At 66.7% G+C, this 25,959-nt stretch carries 27 protein-coding genes; 20 read left to right on the top strand and 7 right to left on the bottom strand.

Annotated features, from left to right (window positions below; all coding sequences use genetic code 11):
• Nucleotides 1-159: 159 nt before the first annotated feature.
• The gene (locus GAA2_RS18415; protein ID WP_394855154.1) at nt 160-1,329 is read right to left on the bottom strand and encodes an IS30 family transposase; all 1,170 of its coding nucleotides are present in this window, start codon (nt 1,327-1,329) and stop codon (nt 160-162) included.
• A 632-nt stretch (nt 1,330-1,961) separates the two neighbouring features.
• Complete coding sequence (locus tag GAA2_RS18410) at nt 1,962-3,071, bottom strand: CaiB/BaiF CoA transferase family protein (RefSeq protein ID WP_006434696.1); 1,110 nt, start codon at nt 3,069-3,071, stop codon at nt 1,962-1,964.
• A 178-nt stretch (nt 3,072-3,249) separates the two neighbouring features.
• Here GAA2_RS18410 and mftE point away from each other — a divergent pair, with 178 nt between their 5' ends.
• Genes mftE through GAA2_RS18380 form a run of 6 tightly spaced genes read left to right on the top strand, consistent with a single transcriptional unit; the run spans nt 3,250 to nt 8,854 of the window.
• The gene (gene mftE, locus GAA2_RS18405; protein ID WP_024497675.1) at nt 3,250-3,960 is read left to right on the top strand and encodes a mycofactocin biosynthesis peptidyl-dipeptidase MftE; all 711 of its coding nucleotides are present in this window, start codon (nt 3,250-3,252) and stop codon (nt 3,958-3,960) included.
• Nucleotides 3,957-5,495 carry a mycofactocin biosynthesis glycosyltransferase MftF gene (gene mftF, locus GAA2_RS18400; protein ID WP_159404928.1) on the top strand — a complete coding sequence of 513 codons (1,539 nt, stop codon included), beginning with the start codon at nt 3,957-3,959 and terminating at the stop codon, nt 5,493-5,495. Before mftE ends, mftF begins: the two co-directional genes overlap by 4 nt.
• Complete coding sequence (gene mftG / locus GAA2_RS18395) at nt 5,492-6,841, top strand: mycofactocin system GMC family oxidoreductase MftG (protein ID WP_159404927.1); 1,350 nt, start codon at nt 5,492-5,494, stop codon at nt 6,839-6,841. The genes mftF and mftG overlap by 4 nt, the downstream gene beginning before the upstream one ends.
• Before the next feature lie 9 nt (nt 6,842-6,850).
• Nucleotides 6,851-7,282 (top strand): PPOX class F420-dependent oxidoreductase, encoded by a 432-nt coding sequence (locus GAA2_RS18390; RefSeq protein ID WP_159404926.1) that lies wholly within the window; start codon nt 6,851-6,853, stop codon nt 7,280-7,282.
• Nucleotides 7,269-7,949: a hypothetical protein gene (locus GAA2_RS18385; protein ID WP_375295619.1), complete on the top strand. Its 681-nt coding sequence runs from the start codon at nt 7,269-7,271 to the stop codon at nt 7,947-7,949. Before GAA2_RS18390 ends, GAA2_RS18385 begins: the two co-directional genes overlap by 14 nt.
• A gap of 41 nt (nt 7,950-7,990) precedes the next feature.
• Nucleotides 7,991-8,854: an LLM class flavin-dependent oxidoreductase gene (locus GAA2_RS18380; RefSeq protein ID WP_159404925.1), complete on the top strand. Its 864-nt coding sequence runs from the start codon at nt 7,991-7,993 to the stop codon at nt 8,852-8,854.
• Between the two features lie 25 nt (nt 8,855-8,879).
• Here GAA2_RS18380 and GAA2_RS18375 read toward each other — a convergent pair whose 3' ends face one another.
• The 4 genes from GAA2_RS18375 to GAA2_RS18360 form a co-directional block, all read right to left on the bottom strand.
• Nucleotides 8,880-10,496: an NCS1 family nucleobase:cation symporter-1 gene (locus GAA2_RS18375; protein ID WP_159404924.1), complete on the bottom strand. Its 1,617-nt coding sequence runs from the start codon at nt 10,494-10,496 to the stop codon at nt 8,880-8,882.
• A 140-nt stretch (nt 10,497-10,636) separates the two neighbouring features.
• A complete protein-coding gene (locus GAA2_RS18370; protein ID WP_236577614.1) occupies nt 10,637-11,341 on the bottom strand; it encodes a GntR family transcriptional regulator in 705 nt (234 codons plus the stop codon).
• A complete protein-coding gene (locus GAA2_RS18365) occupies nt 11,338-13,251 on the bottom strand; it encodes a prolyl oligopeptidase family serine peptidase (protein ID WP_159404923.1) in 1,914 nt (637 codons plus the stop codon). The genes GAA2_RS18370 and GAA2_RS18365 overlap by 4 nt, the downstream gene beginning before the upstream one ends.
• On the bottom strand, nt 13,248-15,047 hold the full coding sequence (locus tag GAA2_RS18360; protein ID WP_159404922.1) for an N-acetylglutaminylglutamine amidotransferase: 1,800 nt from the start codon (nt 15,045-15,047) through the stop codon (nt 13,248-13,250). The genes GAA2_RS18365 and GAA2_RS18360 overlap by 4 nt, the downstream gene beginning before the upstream one ends.
• Before the next feature lie 249 nt (nt 15,048-15,296).
• Here GAA2_RS18360 and GAA2_RS18355 point away from each other — a divergent pair, with 249 nt between their 5' ends.
• Nucleotides 15,297-16,565, top strand: a complete 1,269-nt coding sequence (locus GAA2_RS18355; protein ID WP_159404921.1) for a hypothetical protein — start codon at nt 15,297-15,299, stop codon at nt 16,563-16,565.
• 635 nt (nt 16,566-17,200) lie between these two features.
• Here the strand turns inward: GAA2_RS18355 and GAA2_RS18350 are convergent.
• Nucleotides 17,201-17,677, bottom strand: a complete 477-nt coding sequence (locus tag GAA2_RS18350; RefSeq protein ID WP_024497680.1) for a hotdog fold domain-containing protein — start codon at nt 17,675-17,677, stop codon at nt 17,201-17,203.
• 488 nt (nt 17,678-18,165) lie between these two features.
• On the opposite strand from GAA2_RS18350, the gene rpsJ reads away from it, so the two are divergent.
• From rpsJ to GAA2_RS18285, 13 genes are all read left to right on the top strand, one after another.
• Nucleotides 18,166-18,471 (top strand): 30S ribosomal protein S10, encoded by a 306-nt coding sequence (gene rpsJ, locus GAA2_RS18345; protein WP_003938093.1) that lies wholly within the window; start codon nt 18,166-18,168, stop codon nt 18,469-18,471.
• A 19-nt stretch (nt 18,472-18,490) separates the two neighbouring features.
• Nucleotides 18,491-19,147, top strand: coding sequence for a 50S ribosomal protein L3 (rplC, locus tag GAA2_RS18340; protein WP_005194633.1), 657 nt, complete (start codon nt 18,491-18,493; stop codon nt 19,145-19,147).
• Nucleotides 19,147-19,836: a 50S ribosomal protein L4 gene (rplD, locus tag GAA2_RS18335; RefSeq protein WP_191834501.1), complete on the top strand. Its 690-nt coding sequence runs from the start codon at nt 19,147-19,149 to the stop codon at nt 19,834-19,836. Before rplC ends, rplD begins: the two co-directional genes overlap by 1 nt.
• Before the next feature lies 1 nt (nt 19,837).
• Nucleotides 19,838-20,143, top strand: coding sequence for a 50S ribosomal protein L23 (gene rplW, locus GAA2_RS18330; RefSeq protein ID WP_005194638.1), 306 nt, complete (start codon nt 19,838-19,840; stop codon nt 20,141-20,143).
• A gap of 28 nt (nt 20,144-20,171) precedes the next feature.
• Nucleotides 20,172-21,008 (top strand): 50S ribosomal protein L2, encoded by an 837-nt coding sequence (gene rplB / locus GAA2_RS18325; protein WP_005194639.1) that lies wholly within the window; start codon nt 20,172-20,174, stop codon nt 21,006-21,008.
• Nucleotides 21,009-21,025: 17 nt separating this feature from the next.
• Nucleotides 21,026-21,307: a 30S ribosomal protein S19 gene (rpsS, locus tag GAA2_RS18320; RefSeq protein ID WP_004020551.1), complete on the top strand. Its 282-nt coding sequence runs from the start codon at nt 21,026-21,028 to the stop codon at nt 21,305-21,307.
• The gene (rplV, locus tag GAA2_RS18315; protein WP_005194644.1) at nt 21,307-21,717 is read left to right on the top strand and encodes a 50S ribosomal protein L22; all 411 of its coding nucleotides are present in this window, start codon (nt 21,307-21,309) and stop codon (nt 21,715-21,717) included. Before rpsS ends, rplV begins: the two co-directional genes overlap by 1 nt.
• Before the next feature lie 2 nt (nt 21,718-21,719).
• Complete coding sequence (rpsC, locus tag GAA2_RS18310) at nt 21,720-22,526, top strand: 30S ribosomal protein S3 (protein ID WP_004020549.1); 807 nt, start codon at nt 21,720-21,722, stop codon at nt 22,524-22,526.
• A gap of 3 nt (nt 22,527-22,529) precedes the next feature.
• Complete coding sequence (gene rplP / locus GAA2_RS18305; RefSeq protein ID WP_004020548.1) at nt 22,530-22,946, top strand: 50S ribosomal protein L16; 417 nt, start codon at nt 22,530-22,532, stop codon at nt 22,944-22,946.
• Entirely contained in the window at nt 22,946-23,179 is a 234-nt protein-coding gene (gene rpmC, locus GAA2_RS18300) for a 50S ribosomal protein L29 (RefSeq protein WP_005194647.1), read from the top strand. The genes rplP and rpmC overlap by 1 nt, the downstream gene beginning before the upstream one ends.
• Nucleotides 23,176-23,466, top strand: coding sequence for a 30S ribosomal protein S17 (gene rpsQ, locus GAA2_RS18295; RefSeq protein ID WP_006360249.1), 291 nt, complete (start codon nt 23,176-23,178; stop codon nt 23,464-23,466). The genes rpmC and rpsQ overlap by 4 nt, the downstream gene beginning before the upstream one ends.
• Nucleotides 23,467-23,611: 145 nt before the next feature.
• A complete protein-coding gene (locus tag GAA2_RS18290) occupies nt 23,612-24,859 on the top strand; it encodes a sensor histidine kinase (protein WP_155225493.1) in 1,248 nt (415 codons plus the stop codon).
• Nucleotides 24,856-25,959 carry a hypothetical protein gene (locus GAA2_RS18285; protein WP_155225492.1) on the top strand — a complete coding sequence of 368 codons (1,104 nt, stop codon included), beginning with the start codon at nt 24,856-24,858 and terminating at the stop codon, nt 25,957-25,959. Before GAA2_RS18290 ends, GAA2_RS18285 begins: the two co-directional genes overlap by 4 nt.

The following is a 25,959-nucleotide window of genomic DNA, read 5'->3' as shown; positions in this document are numbered from 1 at the left end:
AGGTCGCTACGCTCCTCGCACCTCAGGGAGCGAGGGATTGGTCGCATCGAACGGGCCGGCTGAATGACGTCGCACGCGACATCGCTCCGGCTGTACGACCTCGGCTGAAGTCGTTCCCCCTGATTGGGTGGTTTCTAGGGGTCGTCGCAACGCTGGTGGCTATTGGGTGGTGACTAGATTACGCAGACGCTCGGCTGGGGTATCCCAGCCGAGTGTTTTGCGTGGACGCCCGTTGAGTTCTTGGGCGACGTGTTCGAGGTCCTCCGGCCCGTAGATGCTCAGGTCGGTACCCTTCGGGAAGTACTGGCGCAGAAGGCCGTTGGTGTTTTCGTTGCTACCCCGCTGCCACGGGCTGGCCGGGTCGCAGAAGTACACGGTCATATCGGTGGCCATGCTGAACTGCTTGTGCCCGGCCATCTCCGCCCCTTGATCCCAGGTCAACGATCCCCGCAAATGCTCGGGCAGCGTGCCGATGGAGGCGATCAACGCATCACGTACCGTTTCAGCATCGTGGCCGTCAGGTAGGTGCAACAGCATCGTGTAACGGGTCTTGCGTTCGACCAGGGTGCCGATCGCGGACTTGTGCTGGGCCCCGACGATCAGATCGCCTTCCCAATGACCGGGCACCGCCCGATCCTCCACCTCAGCGGGACGCTCGCTGATCATGATCATCTCGTCGGTGAACCGTTGGTAGCGTTCCCCGGGCTTGCGCTGCGGTTTACGGCGGGTGCGTCCACTCCGAAGTGCTAGTTGCACTTCTTTTTTCAAACCCCCGCGAGCCTGAAAGTACAGCGCCTGATAGATCGTTTCGTGACTCACCCGCATGCTCTCGTCGTCAGGATGGTCCCGCCGTAACCGGTGCGAGATCTGCTCCGGTGACAACTTGCGCGCCAAGCCTTCCTCGACTGCCGCCCGCAGAACCGCGTTCACCACCAGTTTGGACTGCTTGGGCCGGGCGCGAGCCGCCACCGCAGCCCGATCAGCCTGATATGGCAGATACCGGCCATCCTCGCCACGATAAGCCCGCACCTCACGAGACACCGAGGAGACGTGCTTGCCAATCCGGGCAGCGATCACACGCAAGGAATCCTTCACGATCAGCCCGTCAGCGATCGCTACCCGGTCCTCGAGCGACAGATACCGGTCCCTGATCACTGCACTGGTCACCGACTGTTTGTCGACGGTCTTGTTGGTGTAGTCCACGACCGTGCCATCGGGATAAATTCGGCCGCCACGGATATGGCGTATCCCGCGCAGCCACCCCGATCCCGTGGCCGGATGAACCCCAACTTCGCGCGCAGCCGCAGTCGCCGTCCGCCCCTGCGGCACCAGGGCCAGGAAGCGGTCTTTGGTGCCATCGGCACTCTTTGGCAGGATGCCCTCGCGGCTGATCAGACCCTCTTCCACCAGAACCCGGCGAGCCGTTGTATGCGACACCCCCGAAGCTTTCGCTGCCGGCAGGATCTTGCCGGTCTCGATGAACCGGGCAACGATCACCTCCCGATCGACCACCCCTGGTGGCCGATGCCGACGATGAGGCTTGCCCGCAGGTCGGCCGATCGCTTTCAGAATCGTCGAACACCGCTCCGGTGACAGACCCACCTCGGCAGCCGCCTGCTTCACCGTCTTCCCGGCATCAACCAACAACACCAACCGGTCACCAAACCGGGCACAGCGCGACATCAATCAGGGCGCTGCGCACCGGACTTCACGGGGTGAATGGTGAACAGCGGGCCGCGCGGTCGGAAATCTCGTCCACCTCAGGTGCGTCCGAGGGCTATATGCCCTCGGACGGTGCTCACGCGGACGCAATCTCCGACAGTTCGCCGGGCATCGCACCTCAGGGAGCGAGATCGTCACGAAGCGAATCGTGAGAAACGAAAATCGCCACTTCCCATTCAGGAGCGCCGGCTGGAACCAGCGCATCCGTCCGGGGAGTGGCGATTCTCCGTGGTGCCGGATCAGGCCCAGAGGGTCTTCGGGTCGACGGCCTCGGTGGCGGGTCCGGCCGGGGTCTCCGGCTGGGTGCGCGAGAAGCGCGGGGCGACCTGTGCCTGGGTGACCCCGTCGATGTCGACGAGGTTGGCGCGGGCGGCCATGTGCGGGTCGCCGGGCGCCTCGGCGAAGGTCAGCACCGGCGAGGTGCAGGCGTCGGTGCCGTCGAAGACCTTGGCCCACTCGTCGCGGGTGCGGGACTTGAAGGTCTCGGTGAAGATCTCCTTCAGCTTGCCCCAGTTCGCGATGTCGTTCTGTGCCGGAAGGTCGGCGTCGGCCAGGCCGAGGCCCTTCAGCAGCTCGGCGTAGAACTGCGGCTCGATGGCGCCGACGGCCATGTACTTGCCGTCCGAGGTCTCGTAGACCTCGTAGTAGGGGGCGCCGGTGTCGAGCATGTTGGTGCCGCGTGTGTCACTCCACAGGCCGGTGCCGCGGAACGCCCACATCATCTGTCCCAGAACGGAAGCGCCGTCGACCATCGCTGCGTCGACGACCTGCCCCTTGCCGGAGATGCCGCGCTCGAGCAGTGCGGCCAGCACGCCCACGACGAGGAACATGGATCCGCCGCCGAAGTCGCCCGCGAGGTTGAGCGGCGGCACCGGACGATCATCCTTGCGGCCGATCGCGTGGAGCAGACCGGTGAGCGAGATGTAGTTGATGTCGTGGCCGGCGAGGTTCGCGCGGGGGCCGTCCTGGCCCCAGCCGGTCATCCGGCCGTAGACGAGGCCGGGATTGACCTCGGTGAGGTCGTCGGGCCCGAATCCGAGACGCTCCATGACGCCGGGGCGGAAACCCTCGAGGATGACGTCGGCCTTGGCCACCAGGTCGAGGATCGTCGCACGATCGGTCTCGTCCTTCAGGTTTGCCTCGACGACGCGACGCCCGCGCAACAGCGCATCGGCGTTCACGCCCGGCTTGGGGAGTGAACCGGGGCGCTGGACCCGGACCACGTCGGCACCCAGATCGGCGAGCAACATGGCCGCATGGGGTCCCGGACCGATGCCGGCGAACTCGATGACCCGGATCGAACTGAGTGGGCCGGGTTTTCCACTGTTATGGGGTGTCGTACTGCTCATGTGTCGTCCTCCGGTCGTTGTACTGCCACCTGTGTCAGGCGTCACGCGTAGGCATTAGCATTCCACAACCGATCGAACGCTCGTCAAGCCGGGCGGCACGACAATTTCGGCGCGTTTTTCTTCCTGTTTTTGGGCCGAGGGGCAGAAGCTTGAGGGCGCGATGGCTAGCATTGGTCAGATGACAGGACCGTCGACGCTGGGGCAGTGCAGCTGGCCGGACCTCGATGGGAAGGTGATCACTCTCGTGGTACCCCTCGGTTCTGTCGAGCAACACGGTCCGCACCTGCCTCTGGACACCGACACGCGTATCGCCGCGGCGGTGGCCGACGTCGTCTGCGAGCGCCTCGGGGATTCCGACATCCTCCGCGCGCCGGACCTCAACTACGGCGCGAGCGGCGAACACGAAGGCTTCGCCGGGACGATCTCCATCGGGCATGACGCTCTTCGCGGGATGCTCGTCGAATACGGGCGCAGCGCCTGCAGATGGGCCAGACGCATCGTGTTCGTCAACGGACACGGCGGTAACACTCGGACGTTGATCGACGCGGTGACCCGACTCCGGTACGAGGGGCGTGATGCCGCCTGGTTCCCTTGTGCCTTCCCAGGGGCGGATGCGCATGCCGGATTCACTGAAACCTCTGTGCTGCTGCATGTCTCGCCGTCGTTGGTCGACCCCGCACGGGCGGCCGCCGGCAATCGCGAGCCGGTCGGCGCACTTCTGCCGGTCATGCGTGAGGGAGGTGTCGCCGCGGTCAGCCCGAACGGCGTGCTGGGAGATCCCACCGAGGCCACCGCCGACGAGGGACGTCGACTGGTGGCCGAGGTGACCGATCGACTCGCTGCCGCGCTTGTCTCCTGGGAGGTCGACGAGCAGGGGCGGATCGGATGACCGCGCTCGACGATTCCGCACCCCGCGGCGGCGCCACGGCCCAGGGCATCAGTGGCGAAGAAGCCGTTGGTGCACAATCGGTTTCGGACGAAAACGTAGATGAGGGCGCCGGCACGTCGGAGGAAGCGGCGCCGGAGAACCGCACTGATCTGCCCGACGGTTTCCAGGTTCAGATCGATCTGCGCTCCGCGCGCGGCGGTGACTTCCGGTATCTCGTCGGCGGATCTCCGACGCGACTGCTGCGCATGTCGGACACCGCGCTCGGGATGACTTCCGATGACGGTCGAATCGAGGTGTGCGACAACGTGACCCGCCGTCTCGCGCGTGCACTTCTCGACGCCGGGATCGCCAACCCCCGTCCGATGTTCGGGCCGCAACCCGCCGATGTCACCGTGGTGGTGCCGGTCAAGGACAACCAGGCCGGTGTCGACCGGTTGCTCGATGCCCTCGACGGTCTGACGGTCGTGGTCGTCGACGACGGCTCGGACGTCCCGATCGTGGCCGAGCGGCCCGGCGTTCGTGTGATCCGCTTCGAGGACAATCGTGGTCCGGCCGCTGCCCGGAACGCCGGGGCGGCGGCCGCCACCACCGATTTCGTGGCCTTCCTCGACTCCGACGTCGTTCCCGACCCGGACTGGCTGACCGTGCTGCTGACCCACTTCTCCGACCCGACGGTGGGGGTCGTGGCCCCTCGCATCGTCGGCCTCCGATCGGCTGACGAGTCGTCCTCGCTGGCGGAGCGTTACGAGAACGGCTGGTCGTCCCTGGACATGGGGCCGGAGGAGTCGGCGGTCCTGCCCTCGACCCGGGTCCCATACGTCCCCAGCGCGGCAATCGTGGTGCGGCGCAGTGCATTCTGTGGATTCGACGAGTCGCTCCGGGTGGCCGAGGATGTCGACGCGTGCTGGCGCATGCATGCCGCGGGATGGCGGATCCGCTACGACCCGGTCGCGCGGGTGGCCCACGACCACCGCACCGACCTGCGTTCGGTGCTGTCTCGCCGATGCTTCTACGGAACCGGGGCCGCCCACCTCGCGGCACGTCACGGCGATCGAGCCGCCCCGCTGGTGTTGTCGGTGCCGATGGCCGCGGCCGTCGTCGCACTGCTGTCGCGAACCCGCTTCGGCACCGCGCTGGCGATGCTCATCCTGACCCACCTCGCGACCCGGCTCCGCAAGCGGTTGGGCGATCTGCCCTCGGCACCTCTCGTCTCGGCGCAACTGACCGGACGAGCGGCCGGGTTCGGGTTACTGCAGGCGGCCGATGCGATCTGCCGGCACTACTGGCCGGTGGCATTGCTGATGGCTCTGGTGTCGAGACGCTTCCGCATACTCGTGGTCCAGGTGGCGGTCGTCGAGGGGGTGGTGTCCTGGTTCCGGGACCTGCTCGCGGACCCGACGACCCCGCCGGCCCTGGGCCCGTTCCGTTATCTGGTGATGCGTCGCCTCGACGATCTGGCCTACGGTGCGGGTCTGTGGCAGGGCGTCATCACCCACCGAGACGCGGAGGCATTGCGCCCGGTCATCTCCCGATGACCCGTCGATCCCGCCATCCCGCGCTGAAGTCGGCCGACAATGGTCGTCTGACCGCGGATGTCGTCATCGTCGGTGCCGGGAGCGCGGGATGCGTCCTCGCGGAGAAGCTGTCGAGGGAATCCGGGCGCGACGTCGTGCTGCTCGAGCGGGGACCCGGGCGCTGGCCGGGACCGGAAGACCGGGACCTCCGGCGTCTCCCGATCGGCGACCGCGCGCCCTACGCGGTCCGGCACGCCACCGATCTCGACGGTCTGACCGCGGCGCGGGGATGTGCGGTCGGTGGTTCCTCGGTGGTCAACGGCGGCTACTTCCTCCGCTGGCACCAGGACGACTTCGCGGACTGGCCGGAAGGTTGGGGCCTCGAGGCGATCGACGCCGCCTACTCCGAGCTGGACGGAAGCGACGGTACGATGGGCGTCTCTCCGGTGTCCGACGACGAACTCGGCGATGCCGGAACGGCTTTCGAGCGGTATTGGTCGTCGCGGGAGGTGACTCGGCCGCTCGGTGTCCGGTGGCCGGTCATCGGCGTGAACCGGGTGCTCGGCAACCGGTCCGGGATGCTGCGCCGGACCGCGGCCGAGGCCTATCTCGAGCCGGCCCTCCGCCGGCCGAACCTCCGTGTCGTGGCCGACTGTGAGGTCCGACGGCTCGAGGTCTCCGACGGGCGGCGCGTCACCGGTGTCGCGACCGACCGGTTCGCCGTGAGCGCCGGTGAGGTGATACTCGCCGCCGGCACCCTGGGCACCGCGCGGCTCCTGCTCGGTTCGGATCTCGAGGTGCTCGGTGGGGCGGGGTTTCTGGAGGCCGGTGAGCATCGCGGGTTGGTCGTCTCTTATCGGCGGACGGATCCGGCCGAACCCGGTATGGTGCTGCCGACCGTGCTCCACACCGTCGATGGACTCGAGATCCGTTGTTATCGAGATGATTTCGCGGTCTACATCGAGGGCGTGCCGCCCATCGGGACGATGGTCGAGGTGACCGCGATGCGCCGGTCGCCGGTGAAGCTCGTCGCCGACCGGGGACGGGTCCGACTCGAGTTCGGCGAACCGTCGCCCGAGGCCACCGCATCGATGCGTGCGGGTGCCGACCGCGTCGTGGAGATGCTGCGTTCGCCCGACTTCGCCGGCATCGTCGTGCCGGGCAGCGTCTCGGTGGCCGCGGTGCCCGGGTTCTCCCAGCATGCGTGGGGCACCATGCCGATGGGTGTGTGGACCGACGCACTCGGCGCCGTGTACGGGACCGAGGGGTTGCGCATCGTCGACGGGTCGATCCTGCCCACCGGCGGCCACAGCGGTCCGCATGCCACGATCATGATGATGGCGGTGCACATAGCGTCACGGATCTAGGGTGGGTGCATGTCTGCCACCTCGCTGTCCGATCCGACCGTCCGTGAATTCCTCGCGTCCGGAACCAAGACCGGGCATCTGGGCTATCTCGCCGCCGACGGGCGGCCCCTCGTCATCCCGGTGTGGTTCGTCGTCGACGGTGACCGTCTCGCTTTCAACACCGGTGCCACCACCGCGAAAGGTCGTGCGCTTCTGCGTGATCCGCGGGCCGTGATGTCGGTGGACCTGCCGGAGCCCCCGTACGGGTTCGTCCAGGTGCAAGGGCGCGCGGTGGTGACCGAGGATCTCGACGAGGTGCGTCGGATCGCCACGATGTGCGGGGCGCGGTACATGGGTGCCGACCGGGCCGAGGAGTTCGGTACGCGCAACGGCGTCCCGGGCGAACTGGGCGTGTGGATCGAACCGAGCAAGGTCATCGCGGTCCTCGATGTCACCGCGTGATGCGTCGGTGGCGACCGCACGGCGTCGAGTCTGGCCCGCCGCGGCGTTCGCACCCACCCTGCCGAAGCAGTGCTGGGGCTTCATGGTTGGTTCCGCGCTGTTCGCCCTGGGGTCGGCACCCGGATTCGGGCAGCTCGCCGGTGCCGACGTCGTCAATCTGTGCTACTTCATCGGCGCGTGGTTCTTCACCGGGGCCGGCTTCATCCAGTTGGTGCGTAGCGGCCCGCCCGCTGAGCTGGAGGCGTCGCTGCCGGGATCGGCCACCCGGGCCGAATGGCTGAGTGCCGCAACCCAGTCCGTCGGCACCATCCTGTTCAACATCTCCACGACGAGTGCGCTGTTCGCCCAGACGGTCGCCGGTGAGCGTCACCTGGTGTGGTCGCCCGATGCCGGCGGCTCGATCGCCTTCCTCATCAGCGGCGCGGTCGCCTTCGTCGCGTACTCGCGATCGTCGGGCAGTGGCCTCGACATCCGGGACCGGGACTGGTGGTCGGTGCTGGTGAACTGGGTGGGATGCGTGGCGTTCGGGGTGTCCGCGGTCGGCGCTTTCGTCACCGAGGACGGTGTCACCGCCGACGCCGTCGCCGCCACCGCCGGGACCTTCGTCGGCGCGCTCTGCTTCTTCGTGGCGTCGGCGGTCGTGCTGCCCGGGGCCAGGCATCGCTGAGCCGGCCGGGAGAACCGGGACGACGCAGTAGTGTTCGAGGCGTGCGCCACGGTATCTGCATACTGCCCGACCTGACCTGGGAACAGTCCCGTCCGCGGTGGATTCTGGCCGAGGAGATGGGTTTCGATCACGCCTGGACCTACGATCACCTCGTCTGGGGTCGTCTGCCGGACTCGCGCTGGTCGGGCTGTATGCCACTGCTGTCGGCAGCCGCCGCGGTGACCAGCGTCATCCAACTCGGAGCGTTCGTGGTCTCGCCCAATTTCCGTCACCCGGTGTCGTTTTCGCGTGAGGTAGAGACCCTCGTCGACATCTCGGACGGTCGCTTTCTGCTGGGGTTGGGCGCCGGCGGCACACCGGACGATGTCGTGCTCGGGCAGCCCGAGCTGACCGCCCGGCAGCGCGTCGATCGATTCCAGGAGTTCGTCGGCCTCCTCGACCGGACCCTGCGCGAGGACCACGTCGACGCCGACGGCGAGTACTACCGGGCGCGAGACATGCGGCTGGGGCGTGGACCCGTACGCGACCGGGTCCCGTTTCTCCTCGCCGGCAACGGACCCCGCTCGGCGCGGTTCGCGGCCCGCCACGGTGAGGCCTGGGTGACCACCGGCCAAGCGGCGGAAACGCTGGGCGACTGGTTCGCGGCGGTCGGACGAACCGTCGACATCCTCGACGAGGAGCTGAGCCGGTACCCCGGCCGTCGGATCGACCGATACCTCAGTCTCGACGCGTCTCCGCGCAATGCGCTCGAGAGCGTCGGTCTGTTCGACGACATGGTCGGGCGAGCAACCGAACTGGGATTCACCGACGTCATCGTGCACTGGCCCCGCGAGGCCGAACCGTACGAGGCGCCGATGGGTGTCCTGGAGTCGATCGCGGAGCGCGGGCTCGGTCAGGCCTCGTGATCCCGAGACCGCGGCGCCCCACGGATCAGCTGGTGGTGGTCTCCTGGGCGACCGCCGGCTCCGGCGTCGGGTCGACGACGGGGTCACCCGCGGCGTCGACCGCGATGTCGGTGGTGATGTGTGCCGCGGGTACCGACCCGTGGATCAGATGCGCGGGAACGAATTTCATGCCCAGCGTGTAGACCGCCAGGCCGAGTCCGGCGCCGATGAACCAGGTGAAGCTGGCCTGGTAGGCGGTGCCGAAGACGACGACGCAGATCGGCAGGATGGAGGCGATGACGGTCGAGGCCACCGCCACCGGATTCCAGCCGTTGCGGTACCAGTAGGTGCCTTCGGGCTTCATGGTGAACAGGTCGTCGACGACGATCTTCTGCTTCTTGACCAGGTAGAAATCGGCGATCAGGATGCCGAACAGCGGACCGATCACCGCGCCGAGTGTGTCCATCGTGTAGTGGATCGCGGTCGGATTGTTGAAGAGGTTCCACGGGGTGATGAGCACCGAGCCGACCGCCGCGATCATGCCGCCGGTACGCCAGCTGATCTTGGTGGGGGCCACATTCGAGAAGTCGAAGGCGGGGGACACGAAGTTGGCGACGATGTTGATACCGATGGTGGCGATGGCGAAGGTCAGCACGCCGAGCACGGCGGCGGTGGTGTTGTCGATCTTGTCGACGATATGGACCGGGTCGGTGATGATGTTGCCGTCCTCGTCCGTGCCGATCACCGTCACCGCCGCCGAGACGGTGCACACGACGAGCAGCGAGAAGAACAGGAAGTTGACCGGCAGGCCCCAGAAGTTGCCCTTCTTGACCTCGCCGAAACTCCTTCCGTAGCGCGAGAAGTCGCCGAAGTTGAGCATCGGGCCGGAGAAGTAGGAGACCACCAGCGCGAACGCACTGAACATCATGGTGATCGACGACCAGCCGGACAGACCTTCACCCACCGAGAGATCGAGGCTCACGTTGTCCCAGCCGGCCTTCACGATCAGGTAGCCGGCGAGCACGATCATCACCACATAGACCGCCGGCCCGCAGAAGTCGATGAACTTGCGGATGGTGTCCATGCCGTTCCAGAACACGAACGCCTGCAGGACCCACATCAGGAGGAAACCGGCCCAGCCGAGGACCGACAGCCCCAGGAAACCGTGCTGGTCGACGTCACCCCACGGTTCGAGACCCGGCCAGAACTTCAATGCCAGCAGGCCGAACGCGACCGAGGCGAGGTAGGTCTGGATGCCGTACCAGACGACCGCTATCGCGCCGCGGATGATCGCCGGGATGTTGGCACCCTTGACGCCGAAGGACACTCGCGTCGTCACCGGATACGGAACGCCCGCGATCTGCGATGGCTTGGCGACGAGGTTGCACAGGAGATTGACGGCCACGATGCCCACCAGGAGGGCGACGAGGACCTGCCAGGCGGCGATACCCAGCGCGAACAGGCTGCCGGCGAAGACGTAGCCGCCGACGCTGTGCACGTCGGACATCCAGAACGCGAAGATGTTGTACCAGGTCCACTTCTGTTCCTTCAGTGGCGCGAGATCGGTGTTGGTGAGTCGCTCGTCGTAGCCGGCTTTGATGACGCTCTCGCCCGCGGCGCCGTGATGCGACTGTGCCGCCTCGGCAGGGGTCGGTGTGGACATGTGTTCTCCCGGTGTGTCTCTCAGCGCGGAAAACCGCCCTCAGGTGCGGAAATGCTGATGGGACAAAAATAGGAACGGTTTGTTACCTGCCGATGAACGCGTGGATATATTCCAACGGGTGAGCAGCGGGGCCGGGCGTGTCAGTCGTGGCGGACGTCGAGGAGGTCTGCGTTCTCGATGATCGCGCTCTCGAGTCGCCGATGATGCCGGTGCGCGACCTCGAGGACCGCTGAGGTGTCGCGGGCGGCGAAGGCGTCGAGCAGGTCTTCGTGATCGGCGTTGAGTGCCGCCTGCGTCTCCGACGGTACCGATCGCATCATCTGGAAGGGTTCGGTGAGGTTCCAGGTCGCCTCGAACATGTTGAGCAGTCGCGGCATCGCGCACGGCGTGGTGAGTGCGCGGTGGAACTCGCGGGACACATCGTGAAATGCCTTGCCGTCGTTGAACTTCACCGCGACGAGGAGTTCGGCGTGCCGGTCCCGGGCGATCTGGAGTGACGACTCGTCGATGAGTTCGACAGATCGGGCGAGGGCGGCCTGTTCGAGGGTTCCACGAACGAAGTAGATCTCGCGGAGCTCGTCGGTGGACGGTTGGCTCACGCGGTATCCGGCATGGGGCCGGTGCACCACGAGACCCTCGCCGACGAGCGTCTTCAGCGCCTCGCGTACCGGTATCGGGCTGACCTGGAAGACGTCGGCGATCTCGGCGGGTGGGATCTGGGTGCCGGGAGGCGCGCCACCGGACAGGATCAGCCGGCGGAGCTCCTCGAGGACATTGGCGCGCTCGTTGCCCGTGCGGGTCTCCGCGAGCTGTGCGAGCAACCGGTCGGTCATCCGCCGGGTCATCGCATCACTCCGGAGCGGCTCGGGTACTTCGCGATCCACTCGGCGACGGCCTCGGTCAATCGATGCTGGTTGCTGCGCTTGACGATCTCGTGGCCCTCGTCGTCGAACATCAACATCTCGGCGACCGCGCCGCGGGCCTGCAGTTCGGCGACGATCTGTTGTGACTCACTGACCGGGACGTTGGTGTCGTGTGCGCCGTGGACCACGAGTAGAGGGGCTCGCACATCGTCGATTCGGTGGATTGGGGAGAGGTCGGCGAGCAGCTCGCGGTCTGACTCGGGGTGGCCGTACTTGGTGTAGGCGGCGACGGCGATCCACGGTTCGGTGTTGCGGAAGAAGGATTCGAGGTCGCTCATGCCGCAGATGGCGATGCCGGCGGCGAACACGTCGGGGTGGAAGGTCAGGCAGGCGAGTGTCAGGTAGCCGCCATAGGAGCGGCCCGAACAATACACCGAGTCCGGATCGGCGATACCCAGCCGGCACAGCAGTTCCGCACAATCCGCGGCGTCGTCGATGCCCGCGTAGCGGCCGTACCGGTCGTCGGCATGGGAGAAGAGGCGTCCGTAGCCCGACGATCCGCGGACGTTGGGCGCGAAGACGGTTATCCCGGCGTCGACGAGGGGCCCGAAAAGGAACTGGTAGTCCGGCCGGGTCTGGCCCTCGGGGCCGCCGTGGAAGTAGAGCAGGGTCGGGCCGGGCCGCTCGTCGCGGCTCTTCCTCGCGGACCGATAGAGAAAACCCGAGAGCGGCATGCCGTCTCGCGCGAAGAACTCCACGAGTTCGGGGCGGAGGAGACTCGAGGGACCCTCGCCGGTGACGACGTCGTCGCGGACGGGTGTCACCGTCCGGTTCGCGACGTCGATCAGGTGGACGATCGGGGAATGCTGTGGGCTCGAGACGGTCACCGACACCACCGAACCCGCCGCGCTGATCGAGAGATCGGAGGCGACCTCGCCGGGCAGCTCGACCGGTGGATGCAGCGTCTGGTCGGGGAGTGTCAGAATCTGCAACTCGCTGCGGCCCTTCACATTCCACAGGAGGGCGACGGTGGACTGGTCGTGGCTGACCGCGAACTCGTCGAGCCCGATGTCGACGCGTTGCGCCATCACCCGGAACCGCACGCCGAACTTGCTCACCTCGACGCCGAGGAGCCGCGGGAATTTCGCGTCGAAGTCGCTGCGCACCAGCGCCTGGACGCTGTCGAGGTCGCGGATCGGTTCGTTGGGCGCGGGGACGAAGACCAGCGACGGATGGTCGAAACCCTGGTCGAGCACGTAACCCTGATCGGTGACCGCGCCGGGGTCCTGAGGGAGCAGCGGGGTCATCGTGACCTCGTCGTCCGGCGCATCGGGGTGGCGCCGGATCAGGAGCATGTCGTGATAGCCGCGCGGACCGACCCGGACGAGCGTCGCCCCCTTCCAGGAGTCGATCAGTTCGCTGCCGACCCGCAGGTCGAGAGTGCGGGTGGCCTGGGTGCCGGGATGGACGCGCAACGCATGCGTCGTGCCGTCGTGGTCGATCGCGGTGAGCAGAACCCAGTCGGTGTCCCAGCCGACGAGGCGGACGGTCCCGTAGGACCGGCCGTCCGGGCGGGTGGCCGCGATCCGGTGCGCGGTGTCGTCGTCGGGGTCGGTGGTGACGACCCAGACCTGGTGGTGCTCACCGCCACTCGGGGCGATCTCGACGGCCAGCCACCGGCTGTCGGTGGAATGCACGATCTTCCGGACCGGGCCGGTGGACCGCACCTTAACCCAGCGCAGGTCGCCGACACCGTCACGGGACAGGGATCGTTGCGCCGCACGGGGATAACCGTTGCCGTCGTCGACGATATAGGCGAACGCACTCCCGTCGGGGGAGAGTGAGGCGCCATATGTCTTCCAACCGCGGTCGTCGAAACGAAGGATGGTCACCGTCGGGAATTCGCTTCCATCGTCTGGAGCCACATCTCGAGGAGGGCGGCCTGCCACAGCTCGTTGCCGTCGAGTCGGGTCCGGATGCCGTTGGGGTCGCCGAAGAGCTTCTCGAGGGCCTCGGGTCGATAGAGGCCGCGGTCGACCGCGGCCTGCGAGCGGAGGGTGTCGGTGACGAGGTCGAGGACTCCGCCGGTCAGATGGCGGATGCCCGGCACGGGGAAATAGCCCTTGGTCCGGTCGATCACCGCCGAGGGGAGGAGCGCCCGGCTGGCCTCCTTGAGAACACCTTTGCCGCCGTGTGCGAGTTTGAGTTCCGCCGGACAGGTCGCGGCGAGTTCGACGAACTCGTGATCGAGGAAGGGCACCCGCGCCTCGAGCCCCCACGCCATCGTCATCGTGTCGACTCGTTTCACCGGATCGTCGACGAGCATGACGGTGGTGTCGAGGCGCAGCGCCGCGTCGACGGAGGTGTCGGCACCCGGTGCGGACTGATGTGCATGCGCGAAGGCGAAACTGGGATCGTAGCCGGCCTCGAGGAGGTACTCGTCGGCGAGGATGCTGCGGATGTCGGAGTCGTCACGGTCGAAGAAGACGTTCGCATAGGCGCGGGTCGTGTCCTTCCGCGGCACCCCGCGCAGCGGTGGATACCAGCTGTACCCGCCGAGGATCTCGTCAGCGCCCTGCCCGGACTGGACCACCTTGATGGACTTGCTGACCTCCTGCGACAACAGGTAGAAGGCCACGCAGTCGTGACTGACCATCGGCTCACCCATCGCCGCGACGGTGTCGGGGATCGCGGGCAGCAACCGGTCGGTACCGATGTGGATCTTGTGGTGGTCGGTCGCGAAGGTGTCCGCAATCAGGTCGGAATAGGCGTACTCGTCGCCGGATTCTCCTGCCGCCGAATCGAATCCGATGCTGAAGGTGGCCAGGTCGCTCTGGCCCTGCTCGGCGAGCAGGGCGACCACGAGTGACGAGTCGACACCGCCGGACAAGAGCACGCCGACCGGGACGTCGGCCACCATGCGGCGCTTGACCGAGGTGCGCAGCGAGTCCAGTAGTTCGGCATGCCAGCGTTCCTCGTCCCAGTCGGCACGGTCGGGGTGGGGCGCGAAGGTCGGCTCCCAGTACTTCCGCTCGGTGCGCCGCCCGTTGGGGTTGATCGTCATGACCGTGGCGGGCGGCAGTTTGCGGATGCCGTTGTAGATGGTGTGTGGCGCCGGGACCACTGCGTGGAAGCTGAAATAGTGGTGCAGCGCAACACGATCGATCGAGGTGTCGACGTCACCGGCGCGGAGCAGGGCCTGCACCGACGAGGCGAAGCGGAGTCGTCCGGGCGTGTCGGCGAGGTACAGCGGCTTGATGCCGAGGCGGTCGCGGCCGAGGGTCACGACGCCGGTGTCGGTGTTCACGATCGCAAACGCGAACATGCCGATGAAATGGTCCACGCAGTCAGGGCCCCAGGCGTGGAAGGCCTTCAGGATCACCTCGCTGTCGGCGTGGGAGAAGAAGGAGTACCCCTTCCCCTCGAGTTCGGCCCGCAGTTCGTGGTGGTTGTAGATGCAACCGTTGAACACGAGTGCCAGCCCCAGCGTCGGATCGATCATCGGCTGGCTGCCCTTCTCGGACAGATCGATGATCTTCAGCCGCCGATGCCCGAGAGCGACAGCCCCTTTCGCGAAGACGCCGCTCCCGTCGGGGCCGCGGCGCGCCATCTCGCAGGTCATCGCATCGACGGTCGAGACGTCGGGCACGCTGCCGTCGAAACGGATCTCGCCGCATATTCCGCACATGATGTCTGTCCTCCTGCTCGGTGGCGCCTGCCGGTCGGCTCTGCTGTGACAAACCGTCCCTCTTCGATACTGCCGCACTCCGGGCGCGGACCCCGAAGGTCTGCACCGCACCGGGGGCGGCATCGACGACGGGGCCATCCCTCACCCTATGAGCATCCCCGCCGGGTGGCAGGCCGAGACGGTGTCGTGCAATCGGCCCGACACACAGGTGACCTCTGGCTACTATCTCCACGGCGGAGGGAAAGACCAATGTCAGCACAGGTCCATGTTGTGATTCGAGCGCTCGCCGGTGCCGTCATCGGCACGGTGCTCACGGTGGTGGCCGGTATGGTGCCGGCTCCGGCATCGGCAGCCCCGCAGGGCTATGCACCCGGCCCGGGATGCGCGTGGCAGCTGATGTCCAACAGCACCGACCTCAACGTCGCCTTTCCCGACGCCAATGCGACCTACTGGGTGCTGCCCTACGCCCTCGGTCCGGGGGATTCGATCCGTTTGTCGGGGACCTTCCCGGCCGCCCGGTATTTCTCACTCAATACCTACGGGACGGATCTCGACACCGTCGACACCCTGCGTGACGACGCCATCCGACCTGACCCGGGCAGCATCAACCCCTATGTCGCTCCCGTGGCCATGCCTGCGCCGGCCGAGCGGCGCTGGCATGCGACGGTCGTCTCCGGTGCCGCCGACCACTCGCGGAACGAGATCCGGGGGTTGCCCGCCGGACAACAGGCCCCCGTCGGATTCCTGCTCGTCCGGATCTACGTGCCCGACGACGCCGCCTCGCCGAACGGTGGTGTCACCTTGCCGACGGTCACCTTCTCCGTCGGCGGGCAGTCGATTCCGCTGCAGCCGTGCGCGCAGCCGTTCAACCCCCGGCGGTACCAGGGACCGATCGCCGCGGCTCTCACGCGTGTCTTCGACGACTTCATCGAGCGGGCCGCAGCGGCGTCGTTCCCCGACAACGCGGCCGAGGTCACCTTCACCAACCCGGCGACGACCGCGGGACTCTTCCCCAACGGCGACAACAAGTACGTCGGATCCCCTCTGACCTACCGTCCCGGCCGCGTGGCCGTCATCCGCGGCAAGGCGCCGACGTTCCCCGACAGCCGTGCCGGCCAGTCGCCGGCCACCCCCGGTCTCCAGGTGCGGTACTGGTCGATGTGCCAGAACGACAAGGTCACCCCCTACCCGGTGGTGGCGTGCGCGGCCGACTTCCAGACCCGACTCGACGCGGACGGTTACTACACTTACGTGATCGCGGCGCCCGCGGACCTGACGCCCCAACAGGTCGCGTCGTCGGATCTGACGGTGATTCCGTGGGGGACCACCTCCGTCGAGCGCAAGATCGTGTTCCTGCGCCACATGCTGCCGTCGCCGCAGTTCTATCCGCGATCGGTACAGGCATCTCAGGACTCGGGCGCACCGCCGGCGTCGACGATGGGTCCTTACTATCCGCGCGCGACCTATTGTTCGGCGGAGACGGTGCGATCGGCAGGGTGGCCGGCCTGCTACCGGTAGCTACTTCGGGGTGACCGTCACCGGTGGAGCGGGGGGCTGTTCGTACGTTGCACCCGGAACGCTTGTGGATGGACACGTAGGCGTGGCGTCGGGCGCATATACAATGTCCGTTCTACGACCAGGAAGTTGGCAAGTGGGCTTCGAGCACGGTGGGGGCCAGCGTGCGAGGAACCCTGGTTGCAGAACCATACGACGGTGTGGAGCCAAGATTGGAAGGTCAGCTCACCAACTATCCAGCCTGGGAGGTCTACGCAGACTCCGACTCTGGAGTTCCGACACAGGTCTACGGTCATATGCCGGACCCGACCGACCCGTGGGGTCCCCTGATGCACCTGCCGGGGCACCACGACGTGAAGGTGGGCGGTAATTGATCCGACGATGGTTCCGCCCGTACTCACTCAGGCTCGCGGTCGTTTGCTTGCCGTTGAGCTACCTGGTTTTCGTAGCGTTCTGGGGATGGACCTATGTTGTCGCGGCCGACACCGCGACGACGAGCGCCGCCGAGGGCCTGGTCGTCGTCTCTGCTTGGTACGGAATGTCCTGCTATGCCTGGGCGCCGCTGCTGTGGGTCCTCGTCTCGGTGGTAGGGGTCCTGATCCGGCAGTTGCGAGTACAGAGACGTCGAGCAGAGACCGCTACTTCGGCGTCACCCAGGTGGTGATGTCGCAGTGGACGACCTCGACGCCCTTGGTGTCGACGATGCTCACCGACACCGTGACGTCGGTCCCAGTGGTGATGGCGCCGAAGTCGACGGGGTCGGCGAGACGCGCTTCGGCGGTCAGCCGCGTGGTCGCCTTGGTCAGGTAGCTCGTCTGCATCGCCTTCGGGATCCATCGGTGTGTGGTCGGGGTGGTGGCCTCCATCAGCATGCCCATCGCAGCTTCGGCGAGGTTGCAGGCAGCGATCGCGTGGAAGGTGCCGATGTGGTTGTGCACGCCGAACCAGTTGGGTGCGGTGACCTTGCAGTACCCGGGCTCCATCTCCTGGACCAGGGGGAGGACGGTGCCGAAGTAGGGGACCTTCGCGACCATGCCGAGCGAGAAGAGCACGTTGCCGAGCGGGTTGGCGGGGAGTTTCTTGCGCAGGGCGAAGGTGGGGTTGAGTGCAGCCATGCGCGTATCTTACTCACCGGTCAGTTAGGTGCGCCCGCGCGCGCTCACGATGTCCGTTCCCGCTCAGCCTGCAGGCAGGGGTGAGCGGGAACGGATTCGGTGAGCGATCGCCAGGAGCAGGGGTGTGACCAAGCCGGATTTGAATCGGCACCGGCTCTGTTGCATACTTGTCGGGTTGCCTTGACCGGCGGACGCAGGTCGCACTCTGTGCCGACACCGCGGAAGCCGTCAGGTGAATGACTCCCAGGCCCGGTTTACGGGGACTGGGCGTGTAACGCGTGCTCCGAATCAGGTTCACGGACTCGACACGCCCGACCGCGGGTGCCGGAGCAAACCGGCTCGTACCAGCGACGAGCCAACGTACAACGACAGATGAACAGCGTCGATTGCCGTATCTCACACGGTGGTCATGTGCTCAGCCGGCGAGAGCCTGCCCCTGGTCACGCGGTGTTTGTCTGTCGAGAACAACTGACGGAAGAGGACACAGCGTGGCGGGACAGAAGATCCGCATCAGGCTCAAGGCCTACGACCACGAGGCGATCGACGCTTCGGCGCGCAAGATCGTGGAGACCGTGACCCGTACGGGTGCACGTGTCGTTGGCCCGGTGCCGTTGCCCACCGAGAAGAACGTGTACTGCGTCATCCGTTCGCCGCACAAGTACAAGGACAGCCGCGAACATTTCGAGATGCGTACACACAAGCGACTCATCGACATCCTCGACCCGACCCCGAAGACGGTCGACGCGCTCATGCGCATCGACCTGCCGGCAAGTGTCGACGTCAACATCCAGTAGGACGGGGGCGAGATAAATCATGAGCAACCAGAGTTCATCCAAGGGCATCCTGGGCACCAAGCTCGGCATGACCCAGGTTTTCGACGAGAACAACCGCGTCGTTCCGGTCACGGTCATCCAGGCCGGCCCGAACGTGATCACCCAGCTCCGTACGCAGGACCGTGACGGCTACACCGCCGTCCAGCTCGCCTACGGTGCCATCGATCCCCGCAAGGTGACCAAGCCGGTCGCCGGCCAGTACGAGAAGGCCGGGGTCACCCCGCGCCGTCACCTGGCCGAGATCCGCGTCAACGACGTCAGCGAGTTCGAGATCGGTCAGGAACTGACCGCCGAGATCTTCGCCGACGGCGCGCTGGTCGACGTCACGGGCACCTCGAAGGGCAAGGGTTTCGCCGGCGTCATGAAGCGCCACGGCTTCGCCGGTCTGGGCGCCAGCCACGGCGCTCACCGCGTGCACCGCGCACCGGGCTCGATCGGTGGCTGCGCCACCCCGGGTCGCGTGTTCAAGGGCATGCGCATGGCCGGTCGTATGGGTAACGACAAGGTGACCACGCAGAACCTCACCGTCCACAAGGTGGACGCCGAGGCCGGTCTGCTGCTGATCAAGGGAGCGATCCCGGGTCGCAAGGGCGGCATCGTGGTGGTCCGCGACGCAGTGAAGGGTGGTGCGAAGTAGTGAGCACCGAGACCACGACCAAGTTGACGCTGGACGTCAAGACCGCCGACGGCAAGACCAACGGAACCGTTGACCTGCCGGCCGCGCTCTTCGACGCTCCCGCCAACATCGCGCTGATGCACCAGGTCGTCGTGGCCCAGCAGGCCGCGGCTCGCCAGGGCACGCACTCGACCAAGACCCGCGGCGAGGTCCGTGGCGGTGGCGCCAAGCCGTACCGCCAGAAGGGCACCGGCCGTGCGCGTCAGGGTTCGACCCGTGCACCGCAGTTCACCGGCGGCGGCACCGTCCACGGCCAGCAGCCGCGTGACTACAGCCAGCGCACCCCCAAGAAGATGAAGGCCGCCGCCCTGCGCGGTGCCCTGAGCGACCGCGCTCGCAACGAGCGCATTCACGTGATCACCGAACTGGTTGCGGGGCAGGCCCCCTCGACCAAGTCGGCTCGCGAGTTCCTGGAGAGCCTCTCCGATCGTCGCAAGTTCCTGGTCGTTCTCGGCCGCGAGGACCTGACGGCGTGGAAGAGCGTGGCGAACCTGGACAACGTGCTCCCGATCGCTCCCGATCAGCTCAACACCTACGACGTCCTGGATTCGGACGAAGTCGTGTTCAGCGTCGAGACGCTCAATGCCTTCATCGAGCAGAACACGGCGGATGCCAAGGCTGCCGTCGAGAAGACAGCAGAGGAGGCCTGACATGACGACCGTTGCCGATCCGCGCGACATCATCCTGGCGCCCGTGATCTCCGAGAAGTCCTACGGACTCATGGAGGACAACGTGTACACCTTCCTGGTGCACCCGGAGTCCAACAAGACCGAGATCAAGATCGCGATCGAGAAGATCTTCGGTGTGAAGGTTGCCAGCGTCAACACCGCGAACCGACAGGGCAAGCGCAAGCGGACCCGCTCCGGCTACGGCCAGCGCAAGTCCACCAAGCGCGCCATCGTGTCGCTGACCGCAGACAGCAAGCCCATCGAGATCTTCGGAGGCTCGGTCAGCTGACCGGGGCTTCAGAGAAGGACTGAGACTCATGGCTATTCGTAAGTACAAGCCGACGACCCCGGGTCGTCGCGGGGCCAGCGGCTCCGACTTCGCCGAGGTCACCCGTGACCATCCGGAGAAGTCGCTGGTGCGTCCGCTCCACGGGCGCGGTGGCCGAAACGCTCACGGCCGCATCACCACTCGTCACAAGGGTGGCGGCCACAAGCGTGCCTACCGTCTGATCGACTTCCGTCGTAACGACAAGGACGGCATCAACGCCAAGGTCGCTCACATCGAGTACGACCCCAACCGCACCGCGCGCATCGCGCTGCTGCACTACGTCGACGGCGAGAAGCGCTACATCATCGCGCCGAAGAACCTGAAGCAGGGCGACATCGTCGAGAGCGGTCCGGCCGCCGACATCAAGCCCGGCAACAACCTGCCGCTGCGCAACATCCCGACCGGTACCCAGGTCCACGCTGTGGAGCTGCGCCCGGGCGGTGGCGCCAAGATGGCACGTAGCGCCGGCGCGTCGATCCAGCTGCTCGGTAAGGAAGGCGCCTACGCCACGCTGCGTATGCCTTCCGGCGAGATCCGTCGTGTCGACGTGCGTTGCCGCGCAACCGTCGGCGAGGTGGGCAACGCCGAGCAGAGCAACATCAACTGGGGCAAGGCCGGCCGTATGCGCTGGAAGGGCAAGCGCCCGACCGTCCGCGGTGTCGTCATGAACCCGGTTGACCACCCGCATGGTGGTGGTGAGGGCAAGACCTCCGGTGGTCGCCACCCGGTCTCGCCGTGGGGTAAGCCCGAGGGCCGCACCCGCAAGAACAAGGCCAGCGACAAGCTGATCGTCCGTCGCCGTCGCACCGGCAAGAACAAGCGATAACAGGAGGAGGTAAGAGAATGCCACGCAGCCTCAAGAAGGGCCCGTTCGTCGACGACCACCTCCTGAAGAAGGTGGACGTTCAGAACGAAAAGGGAACCAAGCAGGTCATCAAGACCTGGTCCCGCCGTTCGACCATCATTCCCGACTTCATCGGTCACACCTTTGCCGTCCACGACGGACGCAAGCATGTGCCGGTGTTCATCTCGGACTCGATGGTCGGTCACAAGCTGGGCGAGTTCGCCCCCACCCGCACCTTCAAGGGTCACATCAAGGATGACCGGAAAGCGAAGCGCCGCTGATGACTACGCAGACCGATAATCCGACCGCCAAGGCCACCGCGAAGTTCGTTCGCGTCACGCCGATGAAGGCCCGCCGCGTGCTGGACCTCATCCGCGGGAAGAACGTGGACGAGGCCCTGGACATCCTGCGGTTCGCCCCGCAGTCGGCGTCCGAGCCCGTGTACAAGGTGCTGGCCAGCGCTGTCGCCAACGCAGAGAACAACCTGGATCTGGATCGCCGGACCCTGGTCGTCGCCACCGCGTTCGCCGACGAGGGCCCGACCCTCAAGCGCTTCCAGCCGCGTGCCCAGGGCCGCGCATTCCGTATCCGCAAGCGCACCAGCCACATCACCGTGGTCGTGGAGAGCCTGCCGGAGAAGGCAGCCGGCGGCCGTGGCCGTTCGCGTCAGCCGAAGAAGAAGGGAGCCTAGTAGTGGGCCAGAAAATCAACCCGCACGGCTTCCGTCTGGGCATCACCACCGACTGGAAGTCGCGGTGGTACGCCGACAAGCAGTACGCGGACTACGTCAAGGAAGATGTCGCGATCCGCAAGCTCCTCTCGACGGGGCTCGAGCGCGCCGGCATCGCGAAGGTGGAGATCGAGCGCACCCGGGACCGGGTTCGCGTCGACATCCACACCGCGCGACCGGGCATCGTCATCGGTCGCCGTGGCGCCGAGGCCGATCGCATCCGCGGCGACCTGGAGAAGCTGACCGGTAAGCAGGTCCAGCTGAACATCCTCGAGGTCAAGAACGCAGAGTCCGAGGCCCAGCTGGTGGCCCAGGGCGTCGCCGAGCAGCTGAGCAACCGTGTGGCGTTCCGCCGCGCGATGCGCAAGGCGATCCAGTCGGCGATGCGTCAGCCGAACGTGAAGGGTATCCGGGTCCAGTGCTCGGGTCGTCTGGGCGGCGCTGAGATGAGCCGCAGTGAGTTCTACCGCGAGGGACGCGTGCCGCTGCACACGCTGCGCGCCGACATCGACTACGGACTCTACGAAGCCAAGACCACCTTCGGCCGTATCGGCGTGAAGGTGTGGATCTACAAGGGCGACATCGTCGGTGGACGTCGCGAGCTGGCTGCGGCCGCTCCGGCAGCCGAGGATCGCCGTCCGCGCCGGCCCAGCCGGCCCCGGCGTAGCGGTGCCTCGGGCACCACTGCGACGAGCACCGACGCCGCTCGCGCGGCCGAGGCCGCTCCTGCCGAGGCCACTGCTGGTGCGGCTGAGAAGCAGGAGGGCTAGGCCATGTTGATCCCACGTCGGGTCAAGCACCGCAAGCAGCATCACCCCAGCCTCAAGGGGCAGGCCAAGGGCGGCACCAAGGTGACGTTCGGCGATTACGGCATCCAGGCTCTGGAAGGCGCGTACATCACCAACCGTCAGATCGAGTCCGCTCGTATCGCGATCAACCGGCACATCAAGCGTGGCGGCAAGGTCTGGATCAACATCTTCCCGGACCGCCCGCTCACCAAGAAGCCGGCCGAAACCCGCATGGGTTCGGGTAAGGGTTCGCCCGAGTGGTGGGTCGCCCCGGTCAAGCCGGGTCGCGTGCTGTTCGAGATGACCTACCCGAATGAGGAGATCGCTCGCGAGGCCCTGCGCCGCGCACAGCACAAGCTCCCCATCAAGACCCGGATCGTGACACGAGAGGAGCAGTTCTGATGTCTCTCGGAGTTGCTGCGAACGAGCTGCGCGAGCTCAACGACGCCGATCTGGTCGACCGCCTGAAGGAGTCGAAGGAAGAGCTCTTCAACCTTCGTTTCCAGATGGCCACCGGCCAGCTCGACAACAACCGCCGTCTGCGCACCGTGCGTCGCGAGATCGCACGTATCTACACCGTCATGCGTGAGCGTGAGCTGGGCCTGGCGTCGGGACCGGAAGGTGAAGACGCATGAGTGAGGACCAGAAAGTGACCGAAACCCAGGCTGCCGAGCGTAACCGCCGCAAGGAGCGGATCGGCTACGTGGTCAGCGACAAGATGCAGAAGACCATCGTGGTCGAGCTGGAAGATCGTAAGAGCCACCCGCTCTACAAGAAGATCATCCGGACCACGAGCAAGGTCAAGGCACACGACGAGAACGGCGATGCCGGCGTCGGTGACCGCGTGCGGATCATGGAGACCCGCCCGCTGTCGGCGACCAAGCACTGGCGTCTGGTCGAGGTGCTGGAGAAGGCCAAGTAAGCCGACTCCCAGCGAGCTCTACACCCGAACGGCCCGTTCCCCTTTCGAGGGGGACGGGCCGTTCGGCGTGCCGGGTGAGTCCGCCGTTCCCGTTGGTTCCCCCGATGGATTGACCGCGTCACCGGTGGGTGTGAGGGTTGACCTGATGGCCGCGACCGATGCATCTCTGACCGACACCCCGATGGACCATCCGGCGTGGATGCGTCGGGTGTTCGAATCCGACTCGGCCGAGCAGGATCTCGATCGTGTCCGACGCGTCGGTGCCCGCTTCCTCGGACTCGGTTTCATCGGCTACCCACTCGTCTCGATCACCCAGATCGTCGCGGCCGCTCCGCTGACGGCCCCGTGGTGGCCGCCGGTGAGCATCCTCCTGTCTGTCGGACCGGGAATCCTGCTGATCCTGGCCAGTTTCCGACCGGGTACGGCGTGGCTGGGACCGCTGGCGCTGACCACGTGGGGCGGTTATCTCCTCGGCGTCGCCCTCTGGTTCGTGGCCTGGAACGGCACGTCGCTGGCGGATCCGGGAGATTCCGCGCAGTGGATGATCGCGTTCTGCGGGATGCCGAGCATGGTGCTGATGCTCATCCACACCCGACTGGGGCTGATCAGTCTGGCGGTGTCTTCACTCGTCGCCAACATCTCCCAGCAACTCGGACGCTTCGGTGCCGTCAACGCCGATCTGGCCTTGGAGATCGTCTGGTCGTTCGTGTTCACCGGCGTGTTCCTCTCTGTCGTGCTGGTGGCGATCCGCACCGGACGCATGTTGGACGAGACGCGAGAGGCCACGTATCGCGCGGCCGCAAACGCTGCGGCGACGTCGGCGCGCGACGTCGAACAGGCTCGTATCGACGCCATCGTCCACGACCGGGTGATCGCATCGCTGCTCGCGGTCGAACCGGGCCGGCCCGACGCCCGGCTCGCCGCGCAGGCGCGCTCTGCGCTCGAAGAGCTGGCCCGGGTGCCCACGCCGACGGAGCCGGTCGCCGGGTCGGCGCGGGACGCGATCCGGCGCATGCGCTCCGCGGCCGCCGACATCTCGGAGCGGTTCGACGTCGAAGTCGTGATGGACGAGACCGACGACGGACTGATCGTGTACCCGGCCGAGGTCGTCGACGCGGTCGTCGAAGCGATGTCGGAGGCTCTGCGAAACGTGCTTCGTCACGCGGGTCCGGACGCCGACTGCGCCGCAATCGTGCACATCGCGCCCGACTCGTTGAGCATGGCGGTCGTCGACAACGGCACCGGTTTCGACCCCGGCTCCGTGGCGCCCGGCCGGCTGGGGATCGTGGTCAGTATCCGCGGGCGCCTGGCACGTATTCCGGGCGGTCGGGCGCATGTGAGCAGCCGGCCCGGCAGGGGCACCACCGTGTCGATCACCTGGGAGCGGCCGTGACGTGCGACCGCGACTCGGTCGCGCGCGTGGACGACCGAGGAGCGGTCGTCAACGCTTTCGGGATCGGTTCTCGGCCATTGCGGGTGATGATGGCGGTATTCGCGGCCAGTTACGTGATGTTGACGGTCTGCGCCAATTTCTCCGAATCCCTCGCGACGTGGCAGTGGGCTGGGCTTACTGCGGGATTCGTCCTGTTCCTCGTCGCCGGTGTCGCCCTGCTCGATGCCCCGGGCGACCCGTTGCCGACTCCGATCACCGTCGTCGTTGCGGCACTCGCGGTCGCCGCGGTCGCTGCGACGTTGTTCGCGTTGCCGTTCCCGGTGACCGAGGCGATTCAGTCCGGGCCGCCGATGGGCGCATCGGTGATCGTCCTAGCCCTCCTCGCGGTTCGCGGCCGACCGCTCGCGGCGTGGCTCGCGAGCGCGGCGATCACAGTCGTCGCCGCGGTGTGGGGACAGGTCAGCGGGGTCGGATCCGAGTACGGCGTGTCGATCACACTTCCCGGCTACGCCATCATGATCATGGGTTCGCTGTTCTCACTGATGCTGCGCCCGATGGCGCGGCAGATCTACGCCCTGCGCGCGGCGAATGAACGGCAGGTCGCAGCAGACGCCGCAGCAGCCGCGGCGGCCGAGGTACGGGACCGGCGACTGGCGGCACTCGATGAACGAGCCCGCCCGATCCTCACCTGGATCGCCGAGGGGCGTCGATTCAGTGTCGAGGAGGTGGCCGTCGCCCGACTCATCGAGGCACAGCTCAGAGACGGCATCCGCGCGTCCGGCCTGGACGTGCCAGAGGTGCGGGACGCGGCCTGGCGTGCGCGGCAGCGCGGCGTCAGGGTGGTACTCCTCGACGACGGCGGCCTGTCCGTCCTCGCCGAGGAGGAAGCCGCCCTCGCGCGAGAGCGTCTCGGTGCGGCGATCGCCGAGTTGCTCGCGGACGCCGAGAGCGGCCGCGTGACCGTGCGCATTCACCCCCCGGGACGGGAAACCCTGGCGTCGGTGGGGGTCGACACCGATGATCGGGTGGCGTTGGTCGGGTTCACGATCGTTGACATTCGCGATCCTTCCCCACTGCGGGACAAACGGTTCGCGCGATGA

Source organism: Gordonia ajococcus, from assembly GCF_012974285.1.
Taxonomy (GTDB): Bacteria; Actinomycetota; Actinomycetes; order Mycobacteriales; family Mycobacteriaceae; genus Gordonia; species Gordonia amicalis.
The sequence above is the reverse complement of the archived record's forward strand: the minus strand, read 5'-3'. Positions and strand labels throughout refer to the sequence as shown.

Excerpts from the sequence above, each read along its gene's own strand:
- GAA2_RS18410 (WP_006434696.1), bottom strand. The coding sequence starts at position 3,071 with ATGAGCAGTACGACACCCCATAACAGTGGAAAACCCGGCCCACTCAGT.
- mftE (WP_024497675.1), top strand. The coding sequence starts at position 3,250 with ATGACAGGACCGTCGACGCTGGGGCAGTGCAGCTGGCCGGACCTCGAT.
- mftF (WP_159404928.1), top strand. The coding sequence starts at position 3,957 with ATGACCGCGCTCGACGATTCCGCACCCCGCGGCGGCGCCACGGCCCAG.
- mftG (WP_159404927.1), top strand. The coding sequence starts at position 5,492 with ATGACCCGTCGATCCCGCCATCCCGCGCTGAAGTCGGCCGACAATGGT.
- GAA2_RS18390 (WP_159404926.1), top strand. The coding sequence starts at position 6,851 with ATGTCTGCCACCTCGCTGTCCGATCCGACCGTCCGTGAATTCCTCGCG.
- GAA2_RS18385 (WP_375295619.1), top strand. The coding sequence starts at position 7,269 with ATGTCACCGCGTGATGCGTCGGTGGCGACCGCACGGCGTCGAGTCTGG.
- GAA2_RS18375 (WP_159404924.1), bottom strand. The coding sequence starts at position 10,496 with ATGTCCACACCGACCCCTGCCGAGGCGGCACAGTCGCATCACGGCGCC.
- GAA2_RS18370 (WP_236577614.1), bottom strand. The coding sequence starts at position 11,341 with ATGACCCGGCGGATGACCGACCGGTTGCTCGCACAGCTCGCGGAGACC.
- GAA2_RS18360 (WP_159404922.1), bottom strand. The coding sequence starts at position 15,047 with ATGTGCGGAATATGCGGCGAGATCCGTTTCGACGGCAGCGTGCCCGAC.
- GAA2_RS18355 (WP_159404921.1), top strand. The coding sequence starts at position 15,297 with ATGTCAGCACAGGTCCATGTTGTGATTCGAGCGCTCGCCGGTGCCGTC.
- GAA2_RS18350 (WP_024497680.1), bottom strand. The coding sequence starts at position 17,677 with ATGGCTGCACTCAACCCCACCTTCGCCCTGCGCAAGAAACTCCCCGCC.
- rplC (WP_005194633.1), top strand. The coding sequence starts at position 18,491 with ATGAGCAACCAGAGTTCATCCAAGGGCATCCTGGGCACCAAGCTCGGC.
- rplW (WP_005194638.1), top strand. The coding sequence starts at position 19,838 with ATGACGACCGTTGCCGATCCGCGCGACATCATCCTGGCGCCCGTGATC.
- rplB (WP_005194639.1), top strand. The coding sequence starts at position 20,172 with ATGGCTATTCGTAAGTACAAGCCGACGACCCCGGGTCGTCGCGGGGCC.
- rpsS (WP_004020551.1), top strand. The coding sequence starts at position 21,026 with ATGCCACGCAGCCTCAAGAAGGGCCCGTTCGTCGACGACCACCTCCTG.
- rplV (WP_005194644.1), top strand. The coding sequence starts at position 21,307 with ATGACTACGCAGACCGATAATCCGACCGCCAAGGCCACCGCGAAGTTC.
- rplP (WP_004020548.1), top strand. The coding sequence starts at position 22,530 with ATGTTGATCCCACGTCGGGTCAAGCACCGCAAGCAGCATCACCCCAGC.
- rpmC (WP_005194647.1), top strand. The coding sequence starts at position 22,946 with ATGTCTCTCGGAGTTGCTGCGAACGAGCTGCGCGAGCTCAACGACGCC.
- rpsQ (WP_006360249.1), top strand. The coding sequence starts at position 23,176 with ATGAGTGAGGACCAGAAAGTGACCGAAACCCAGGCTGCCGAGCGTAAC.
- GAA2_RS18290 (WP_155225493.1), top strand. The coding sequence starts at position 23,612 with ATGGCCGCGACCGATGCATCTCTGACCGACACCCCGATGGACCATCCG.